Source organism: Dehalococcoidia bacterium (assembly GCA_030648205.1).
Lineage (GTDB): Bacteria > Chloroflexota > Dehalococcoidia > JAUSIH01 > JAUSIH01 > JAUSIH01.
Genome location: JAUSIH010000009.1, coordinates 1 through 9,841 on the forward strand (window position 1 = coordinate 1; position 9,841 = coordinate 9,841).

6 protein-coding genes and 2 tRNA genes are annotated in these 9,841 nt (G+C 64.2%); 6 read left to right on the forward strand and 2 right to left on the reverse strand.

Annotated features, from left to right (window positions below; all coding sequences use genetic code 11):
* Window positions 1–172: 172 nt before the first annotated feature.
* Window positions 173–1,156 carry an alpha-ketoacid dehydrogenase subunit beta gene (locus Q7T26_01090; protein MDO8530755.1) on the reverse strand — a complete coding sequence of 328 codons (984 nt, stop codon included), beginning with the start codon at window positions 1,154–1,156 and terminating at the stop codon, window positions 173–175.
* 180 nt (window positions 1,157–1,336) lie between these two features.
* Window positions 1,337–2,362 (reverse strand): thiamine pyrophosphate-dependent dehydrogenase E1 component subunit alpha, encoded by a 1,026-nt coding sequence (locus Q7T26_01095; GenBank protein MDO8530756.1) that lies wholly within the window; start codon window positions 2,360–2,362, stop codon window positions 1,337–1,339.
* A 354-nt stretch (window positions 2,363–2,716) separates the two neighbouring features.
* Here Q7T26_01095 and Q7T26_01100 point away from each other — a divergent pair.
* The 6 genes from Q7T26_01100 to Q7T26_01125 all read left to right on the forward strand — a co-directional run bounded on the left by Q7T26_01100 (window position 2,717) and on the right by Q7T26_01125 (window position 9,674).
* Window positions 2,717–2,789 (forward strand) — tRNA-Lys (locus tag Q7T26_01100).
* Between the two features lie 37 nt (window positions 2,790–2,826).
* Window positions 2,827–2,908 (forward strand) — tRNA-Leu (locus Q7T26_01105).
* A 131-nt stretch (window positions 2,909–3,039) separates the two neighbouring features.
* Window positions 3,040–4,032, forward strand: a complete 993-nt coding sequence (locus tag Q7T26_01110; protein ID MDO8530757.1) for an ABC transporter ATP-binding protein — start codon at window positions 3,040–3,042, stop codon at window positions 4,030–4,032.
* Between the two features lie 28 nt (window positions 4,033–4,060).
* Complete coding sequence (locus tag Q7T26_01115) at window positions 4,061–5,098, forward strand: dipeptide ABC transporter ATP-binding protein (protein ID MDO8530758.1); 1,038 nt, start codon at window positions 4,061–4,063, stop codon at window positions 5,096–5,098.
* 106 nt (window positions 5,099–5,204) lie between these two features.
* Window positions 5,205–7,049 carry a translation elongation factor 4 gene (gene lepA, locus Q7T26_01120; GenBank protein MDO8530759.1) on the forward strand — a complete coding sequence of 615 codons (1,845 nt, stop codon included), beginning with the start codon at window positions 5,205–5,207 and terminating at the stop codon, window positions 7,047–7,049.
* 3 nt (window positions 7,050–7,052) lie between these two features.
* On the forward strand, window positions 7,053–9,674 hold the full coding sequence (locus Q7T26_01125) for a CARDB domain-containing protein (GenBank protein MDO8530760.1): 2,622 nt from the start codon (window positions 7,053–7,055) through the stop codon (window positions 9,672–9,674).
* Window positions 9,675–9,841 lie beyond the last annotated feature (167 nt).

Consider the following 9,841-nt stretch of genomic DNA (forward strand, 5'->3'; position numbering starts at 1 on the left):
AGTCCTTCCGCGGAAGGACTCGGAATCTCCACGCCTGTGACATGCAAAGAGCGGTGGCCCTCGTTGAGCCTAGAAGTCATTTCAAAACCCCTTGGATTCCGCGAGACGGTCGAATTCGTTCATGCTTCGACAGGCTCACCACGAGCGGGGAAATACAACTTGTCAACAGCGCCTAGTACGCGGCCAGCTTGCGAATGGCGGCGGCTATCTTCTCCGGCCCCGGGATGAACGCCTCCTCCAGCGGAGGGCTGAAGGGCATGGCGGGCACGTCCGGCCCGGCCAGGCGCGTCACCGGCCCGTCCAGGTGCTCGAACGCCTCCTGCGCGATGATGGCCGCCACCTCCGCGCCGAAGCCGCCCGTCAGGTTGTCCTCATGCACCACGAGGGCCTTGCCGGTCTTCCGGACGGACGCCAGCACGGTCTCCGTGTCCAGCGGCCTCAGGGTGCGCAGGTCCACCACCTCCACGCTCACGCCGTCCTTCGCGACCTCCTCCGCCGCCTGCAGAGCGTGGTGCACCGCCAGGCCGTACGTGATGACGGACACGTGCTCTCCGGCCCGCTTGACCTCGGCCTTGCCCAGCGGCAGGACGAAGTCGCCGTCCGGCACGTCGCCCTTGATGAGGCGGTAGGTGCGCTTGTGCTCCAGGAAGATGACCGGGTCGTCGTCGCGCAGCGCGGCGGTGAGGAGGCCCTTGACGTCCTGGGGAGTGGATGGCGCGACCACCTTCAGGCCGGGCACGTGGGCGAAAAACGCCTCCACGCTCTGCGAGTGGTACAGCGCCCCGTGGACGCCGCCGCCGTACGGGGCGCGGACGACCAGCGGGCAGCCCCACACGCCGTTGGAGCGATAGCGGATGCGGGCCGCCTCGCTCACAATCTGGTCGAAGGCGGGATGAATGAAGTCGGCGAACTGGATTTCGGCGATGGGACGGAGTCCGTTGAGGGACATGCCGATGGCGACGCCGACGATAGCCCCTTCGGCCAGGGTAGTGTCAATAACACGCTCCTCGCCGAACTCCCGCAGAAGACCTTCGCTGGCGCGGAAGACGCCGCCGCGCGCGCCCACATCCTCGCCCAGCAGGACGACGCGCTCGTCCCGGCGCATCTCGTCGCGCATGGTCTCGCGTACCGCTTCGAGCACCGTTCGCACAGTCATGGCGCTCCTCCTAGTGTCCTGTCCCTGAAAGACGCTTATGAATTGTCATTGCGAGGAGTCCTTCCGCGGAAGGAGGACGAAGCAATCTGAAGGAGGGGTGTACCCCGCAACCAGATTGCCACGCCCCGATGAAATCGGGGCGTGGCAATGACATTAGCAACGAACTTCGGGGACACCACACTAGCCTTCGGAGTACACGTGCCGGAGCAGCGTGTCGGGAGTGGGCAGGGGGCTGGCCTCGGCGAAGGCCTGGGCCTCGTCCACCTCGCGGGCGACCCTCTCCTTGACCTCCGCCTCCCGCTGTGCCGTCATCAGCCCTTTCTGGGAGAGGAAGGCGCGGAAGCACTCGACGGGGTCGCGGCGCCGCCATTCCGCCACCTCCTCGCGGCTGCGGTACGAGCGGTCGTCGTCGTCGCTGGAGTGCGGCAGGAAGCGGTAAGTCTTGGCCTCCACCAGGGTAGGGCCGCCGCCGCCGCGGGCGCGCTCCATCGCCTCCTTGACTGTGGCGAACACGGCTAGCACGTCCATGCCGTCCACCACCACGCCGGGGAAGCCGTAGCCCGCGGCCCTGTCCGCCACGTCTTTGATGGCCATCTGCTTGCGCTGAGGAGTGGAGATGGCGTAGCCGTTGTTCTCGCAGACGAAGACCACGGGCAACTTGTGGACTCCGGCGAAGTTAAGGCCTTCGTGAAAGTCTCCCTCGCTGGTGGCGCCGTCGCCGAAGAAGGTGATGGCGGCGGCCTTCTCACGGCGCAGCCTGGACGCGTAGGCGATGCCGACGGCATGGATGATGTGAGTGGCGACGGGGCTGGAGCCGCTGATGATTTTCAGGTCGCGGGAGCTCCAGTGCATGGGCATCTGCCGCCCGCCGGAGCAGGGGTCCGCCGCGCGCGCGAACAGGCCGAGCATGATGTCGCGCGGGGTCATGCCCAGTGCGAGGACCAGGGCGGTGTCCCGGTAGTACGGGACCACGAAGTCCGCGCCCTTGTTGACGGCCAGAGCGCTGCCGACCTGGGCGGCTTCATGCCCCTGGCAGGAGACCAGGAATGCGACCTTGCCCTGGCGGTGCAGGATGACCATGCGCTCGTCCAGGGCGCGGGCCAGGGACATGTGGTAGTAGATGTCCGTGAGGGCATTGGGCGATAAATCCAAGGCTGTGTAATCAGCGGGGCTGGCGCCGGTGGGAGCGTGGCTCGTCTGCCGCATACGCGCTGGCCTCCTTCAGTCCGCTGGTGCGCCCTCCCGTGGAAGGGCTGCGCCGCACTTCCCTTATGGAGCGCTGGTCGCTGTGGCTTCCGGACGCCAATCCGTGGGTGTCCCTTAACCCATTCTACAGCGCAGGCGAGGCTTTCTTCAAGGTGGGATGAGTACGGAGGCTGGCGCACTCTACCCACGGGGGATCCCGGGCTTCCGTGGGCAAACGTTGGGCGGAAGTCGTTCAAAACACGAAGAGAAGAGACTTGACGGACGCCTTTTTGTTGGCTACAATGGCCCACAACTTGATAGGGCTAGGTGGTTGTGCTACACTTGGAGCGCCAAAAAATCCCACGTGCCCATCCTGGCCCGCTAGCTCAATTGGTAGAGCATCTGACTCTTAATCAGAGGGTTGCGGGTTCGAGTCCCGCGCGGGTCACTTTCTTTTTGCGAGTACCCGCGGCTCGTCTGAACACGGGGAAGTGTCGGAACTGGTAGACGAGCATGACTTAGGATCATGTGCCGCAAGGCGTAGGAGTTCGAGTCTCCTCTTCCCCACGTGCGGGCAGTTGCGGCGCACGCCTGGTAAGACAAGCCAAGGGCGACAAGCAGGCACACCTAAACTCTGGATCAGAACTGATAAAGACGCGGGGGACACCCCGGGGCAGCGCCCGAATGAAGGAGGCTCTGTGGCTAATCTCCTTTCGGTGAAGGACCTACGGACACACTTTTTCACTCAGGACGGCGTGGTCAAGGCCGTCGATGGGGTGTCCTTTGACGTGCAGGAGGGCGAGACTCTGGGCCTTGTAGGAGAGAGCGGCTCCGGCAAGTCGGTTACGGCCCTGACCATTCTGCGCCTCATCCCGCAGCCGCCGGGCAAGATCGTTGGCGGAGAGATCCAGTTCCAGGGGGTGGACCTCCTCAAGGTGGACGAGGAGACCATCCGGAAGATCCGGGGCGCCAAGATTGCCATGATCTTCCAGGAGCCCATGACCTCGCTGAACCCCGTCCTCACTATCGGGCGGCAGGTTACCGAGGCGCTGGAGCTTCATCTCAAAATGAACGGGCGGGAGTCGCGGAAGCGCGCCGCCGAGTTGCTCCAGATGGTGGGCATCCCCGACCCGCTCCGTCGCCTTGATGACTATCCGCACCAGTTCAGCGGCGGCATGCGCCAGCGTGTCATGATCGCCATGGGACTCTCGTGCAACCCCAAGCTCCTTCTCGCCGACGAGCCGACCACGGCCCTGGACGTGACCATTCAGGCCCAGGTGCTGGAGTTGGTGAAAAAGCTCTCCGATGAGCTGGGCACCTCTGTCATCCTCATCACGCATAACCTGGGTGTGGTGGCGCGGTACGCCGACAGGGTGAACGTGATGTACGCGGGCAAGCTGATAGAAACGGCCTCGGCCAAGGACCTGTACGGAGACCCGCGTCATCCGTACACTCTGGGGCTGCTGGCGTCGGTCCCGCGTCTGGATGAGCCGCGCAAGGTCAAGCTGGTGCCGATTGAAGGCTCACCCCCTGACCTGACCCATCTGCCCAAGGGGTGTCCGTTCCGTCCACGGTGCCGCTTTGCGGTAGACCGCTGCGCCGAGGAACATCCGCCGTTGATGCCGATGGGCGAGAGGCACTTGGCGGCGTGCTGGGTGGACGTGCGCACGCGCAAACCCCTTCCCGTCTAGTCAGGGAACTCCATCGGAGGAAAAGTCCATGCAGCAGACAACGGCGGCTCAACCAGCAGCGCAGGCGACCAAGGATAGCAATATCCTGCTGGAAGTCAAGCATCTGAAGATGTACTTCCCCGTCACGTCGGGGATTATCATTCAAAAGAAGGTCGCCGACGTGAAGGCCGTGGATGATGTCTCCTTTTTCATCCGTAAGGGCGAGACCCTGGGGTTGGTGGGTGAATCCGGCTGCGGCAAGACGACCACGGGCCGCGCCATCCTGCAGCTCTACAAGCCCTCTGCCGGGGAGATCGTTTACGAGGGAAGGGACCTGTGCAAGATAAGCGGCGGCGAGATGCGGGCCATGCGGAAGAAGATGCAGATTATCTTCCAGGACCCGTACGGTTCTCTTAACCCCCGCATGACGTGCGGCAGCATCATCGGCGAGCCGCTCATCGTCCACCATCTGGCCAAGAACCGTAAAGAGTACCAGGAGCAGGTGGCCGAGCTCCTCCGCGTCGTTGGCCTGAACCCGTACATGGGGGACCGCTATCCCCACGAGTTCAGCGGCGGCCAGCGCCAGCGTATCGGCATCGCACGGGCGTTGGCGGTGAAGCCCAACTTCATCGTTTGCGATGAGCCGGTCTCGGCCCTCGACGTGTCCATTCAGGCCCAGGTCATCAACCTGCTGGAGGAACTGCAGCAGGAGTTTCACCTCACCTACCTGTTCATCGCCCACGACCTCTCGGTGGTGCGGCACATCAGCGACCGCGTGGCGGTGATGTACCTGGGCAAGATCGTGGAGATCGCCAATAGGGACGAGCTGTACGAGAACCCCCTGCATCCCTACACCAAGGCGCTGCTCTCCGCCGTGCCCATCCCTGACCCAGTGGTGGAGGCCAAGCGGGAGCGCATCATTCTTACCGGCGACGTTCCCAGCCCCCTGCGGCCGCCGCCCGGGTGCAACTTCCATACGCGCTGTCCGATCGCCATCCCGGACTGCAAGGACATGGTGCCGCCGCTGAGGGAAGTGAGCAGAGACCACTGGGTGGCCTGCATCCGCGCGTCCGGCTATAACGCGTAGAAGCCTGTTCTCGCAACCTCGTAAGCCCCCGGCATAATACCGGGGGCTTGCTTTTTGTGCGTCGTTTGCCTTGAGCGCCCAGGAGCGGTGTGCTACGATGGCTCCTATGGAACTCCAACGCATCCGAAACTTCTGCATCATCGCTCACATTGATCATGGCAAGTCCACCCTGGCTGACCGCCTCCTTGAGCTGACGGGCACCATCAGCGCCCGCGATGCTGTCGCTCAGCTCATGGACCAGATGGACCTGGAGCGGGAGCGGGGCATCACCATCAAGGCCAAGGCCGTCCGCATGGCGTTCAAGTCCCAGGACGGGCTGGACTATGAGTTCAACCTGATTGACACGCCCGGCCACGTGGACTTTACATATGAGGTCTCGCGCAGCCTGGCCGCGTGCGAGGGCGCCATCCTGGTCGTGGACGCCAGCCAGGGCATACAGGCCCAGACCATCGCCAACGTCTACCTGGCGTTGGACCATAACCTGACCGTTATTCCATTCATAAACAAGATAGACCTGCCCATGGCCGAGCCGGAGCGCGTCGCGAAGGAGCTGGAGGAGTCACTGGGTTTCAGCCGCGAGGACATGGTTTTCGGATCGGCCAAGGATGGCACGGGCGCCCACGAGTTGCTGGAGGCCATTGTCCGGCGCGTTCCTCCGCCCAAGGGCGACGTTGCCGCGCCCCTGCGGGCGCTTATCTTCGACTCCAAGTATGACTCGTACAAAGGCGTGCTGGCCTATGTGCGCGTGATGGACGGCATGGTAACGACAAACCAGTCTCTTCGCCTGATGTTCACCGGCACCGCGGTGGACGCGCTGGAGGTTGGCGTGTTCAAGCCGCACCTGGCGCCTACAGGCCGTCTGGAAGCGGGTGAGGTGGGGTACGTGGCCACCGGCCTGAAGAACGTACGGGAGTGCCAGGTGGGGGACACCATCACCAGCCAGCAAAGTCCTTCGCGTGAGCCGCTCCCCGGCTACAAGCCGCTCAAGCCCATGGTCTTCGCCGGCCTGTACCCTATGGAAGGGGACGACTATCCCAATCTGCGCGAAGCCCTGGACAAGCTGCGTCTGAACGACGCCTCGCTGTCGTACGACCCGGAGAGCAGCGCGGCCCTGGGGCACGGCTTCCGGTGCGGCTTTCTGGGTCTTCTGCACATGGACATCGTGCAGGAGCGGCTGGAGCGCGAGTTCGGCCTCAAGCTGCTGGCCACCGCCCCCAGCGTGGCCTACCAGGTGCGGACGACCGATGGCAGCGAGGTTGAGGTGGACAACCCGTCCATGCTGCCAGAACCGACGCAGATAGCCCTCGTGCGAGAGCCCTGGCTGAAGGTGACCATCATTACGCCCAGCCGCTTCATTGGCGGCATCATGGACCTGGTGACCACGCGCCGGGGCGAGTTCAAGCGCATGGAGTACCTGGAGTCCCGCGCGGAGACTGTTGAAACGGAGCGCAGGACGGACCCCGCCAGGGATGCGCGTGTCCTGCTGGAGTATAATCTGCCTCTGGCGGATGTCCTCGTGGACTTCTACGATCAGCTCAAGTCGCGCACCCAGGGCTACGCTTCCATGGACTACTCCATCGCCGAGTACAGAGAAGCGCCTCTGGTCAAGGTGGAGGTGCTGGTCAACGGCCAGCCTCTGGATGCTCTGTCGATCATCGTGCACCGGGCCAACGCCCATCAGCAGGGTAAGGCTTTGGTGGAAAGGCTGAAGGACCTGATACCGCGCCAGCTTTTCGAGGTGGCCCTGCAGGCGGCCATCGGCAGGAAGATCATCGCCCGGGAGACGGTGAAGGCGATGCGCAAGAACGTGCTGGCCAAGTGCTACGGCGGCGATATAACGCGCAAGCGCAAGCTCCTTGAGAAGCAGGCCGAGGGCAAGAAGCGGCTCAAGAAGATAGGCCACGTCGAGATTCCGCAGGAGGCCTTTTTCGCTATCCTCAAGTTGAGGTGACCTATGCGCTGGTTGCTGGGGGTCGTTGCGGCGTTCGCTCTCCTCCTGGCGGGTTGTGTCACTCCTGCGCTGCCCACGCCGACGCCCACGTTTACGCCCACGGCGACGCCCACAGCGACGCCGGTCCCGACGCCTACGCCTACGTTCACGCCCACGCCGACCCCCGCTCCGACGGCCACGCCTACCGCTTCGCCCACGCCAAGGCCGTCGCCGACCGCCACGCGCACGACGACGCCCACGCGGACGCCCACGGCCACACCCACGCCGCTTCCGCCTCTGCCGCCGACCGTGACGGCCACGGCGGCGCCTGTGCCCACGTTAGCCCCGGGGCAGACCCCCACGGTGACGCCCACCCCGTACCCCGTCGTGCCGACGGCGACTCCGCGTCCGTCCAGCGGCGCCAACCTGCTCCCCGTCACCCCACAAGGGTGGGAGTCGCCTCTCATCGTTTCCTCCGCGTCGGGTGTGCTTCAGTCCAGCCCCGTCGCCGCGGGCGGTCCTGTGTACGTGTCGTTCGCCGTCGGGAACCGCGGCAGCAACGCGACGCCCTCCATGTTCTTTGCCGACCTCCTTGTGGACGGCGTGGTCGTGCACCGCGTGCGCAACAGCTCTCTGGAGCCGCGCTACTTCTCCACGGTCACGAACTGGGCAGACCTGACGGTAATGGTGCGCCTCACGCCAGGCACGCACCGGTTGCGCCTGGTGGTGGACCCGACCAACCTCGTCGTCGAAAGCGACGAGACGGACAACGTGTTGGAGCGCGACGTGGATTTCGCTTTCTCAGGCGCGCCGTCCACAGTCCCCCTCTCCGCGGCTCGACGGCCCAACCTGGCGCCCTTTCAGATGCAGGGTTGGGACGGCGTCATCGTGGCCGCCAGTGCTCAGGAGTCCATATCCAGCGCCAGCGCCCGTTCCACACCTCTGTCAGTGGACGCGGGCACCTTTTTCTCCTATGGCGTAAAGAACGTGGGCCTGAGCAGCATCGGCGTCCCCTTCTGGGTGTACACCTATTTCGACGGGGTCCTGGTGGACAGGATCAAGTTTGAAAGCCTCCTGAGCAACGCCACGACCTGGCGCACTCCCATCAGCACCCTGGCGCAGACCGTCCCGCTGTCGCCCGGACCGCATACCGTGCGCATCGAGGTGGACGCCACTCGTCTGATTGACGAGTCAAACGACGCGGACAACGTCTTCGAGCAGCGTTTCTTCTGGAGCATCGGCCCGGTGCCACCCGCGCCCGCGCCCGCTCCCACGCCAACACCCACGCCGACGCCTCCTGCCGCGCTGCCCAACCTCGTAGTCAGCGGGGCGCCGGAGTGGCAGTCGGGCCTGGTGGTGTCGGGAAGGAAGGGAGAGCGGCAAGATGGTCCTGTCTCTTCTGGCGTGGCCGCATATCTTAGCTGGTCAGTCTTCAACGCCGGGTCGGTAGAATCGCCGCCTTTCTCGGTGAACCTCTATCTGGACGGCGCTCTGCTTCAGACGTGGCCGGTCCCCGCTCTGCAACCAGGCTTCTATCGGTCGCTTACAGATTGGGAGGGCCTGCCCTTCCTGCTGTCACAGGGGTCGCACAGGCTGCGTTTGGCCCTTGACGTTGAGGGTCGGGTTACTGAGAGTCGGCGTGATGACAACGTCCTGGAAAAGACCTATAGCTGGGGGACAGGCCCCCTTCCCGCGCCTACACCAACGCCGACTTCGATCCCGGTCATGTACACCGATGCGCAACTTCGCGTCATGCTCAGCAAGCTGCCTCCGCTGCTCCTCGTCACCGACAGCACGATCAGCCGCGGCGGGCGCGATTATCGGCCGGACTTGCTGGAGGTCTTCGAGGCGGCGTACTACATCACAACGGGCAAGAGCTTCAAGAGCGAGAATCAGGAGACGCACCTGTTTCTGAACAGCGAGTACGATGCCTTCATTGACCAAACATGCGCCGAGCGTTTGCAGCGGACCGCGGTGCAGGACTATGTCGGTGTGCGGGACCGCTGCTACAGAGGTTTCCAGTCCGATGGCCTCACTACCCAGTGGCATGGCAAGCCGCACGTGCTTGTTCGCGCTGAATTTCCGCCTGCGCACGTCCTACGCGTCCTTGCGCATGAGTCGGGTCATATGCGCCAGTTGTTCATCAACCCTGACCAGGATGCGGGGAATAGCCTGGACCTGCAAGCGCTGCACGAAGCTCAAGCATACACACACGAGGCGCTGGTGCTGCGCGGCCTCGGCGACTATCTGGGCATCGGTTTCATGGACTATCCGGACATGCTGGACTTTCGCCGACTCGTGGACCAGGGGTTTGATAGCCGGTTGAAGGACATGAACACGGAGGAGCACAGCCGCGGCAATTGGCTTCTCTGGCTCTCCGTTCTGGACGACGCGGGCCTGGACAGACAGAGGCAGGAACTGGACGCGGCAGGCCGCCTGAGCCCCGCGTCCATGGCGGTCGTGTACGACCGGCTGGTGCGCCTCAGTTCCTCAGACGGGCGGGCCTACGTCGTCGCAAGGTTGTCGCGGCTGGACGCGCTGCAGACGCGCGTCAGGGACGTTGCCAAGCGACGGCTCGTCCCCGGGCTGCCCGCGGAACGGGAAGGGAGTCCAAACCTGCGAACAGTCGGGCTGCTGGAGCCGTAGCCTCAGCGGCTGTCGGGTAGTGTATCAGTTTGCCGTGGTAGGGAATGAGACTCTACCCGTCACACCGGCGAAGGCCGGTGTCCAGAGACGTGCGTGGGGGAGACGCTCTGATGGATTCCGGCGAAAGCCGGAATGACGACGACCTAACTGATACACTACCGTGTGCC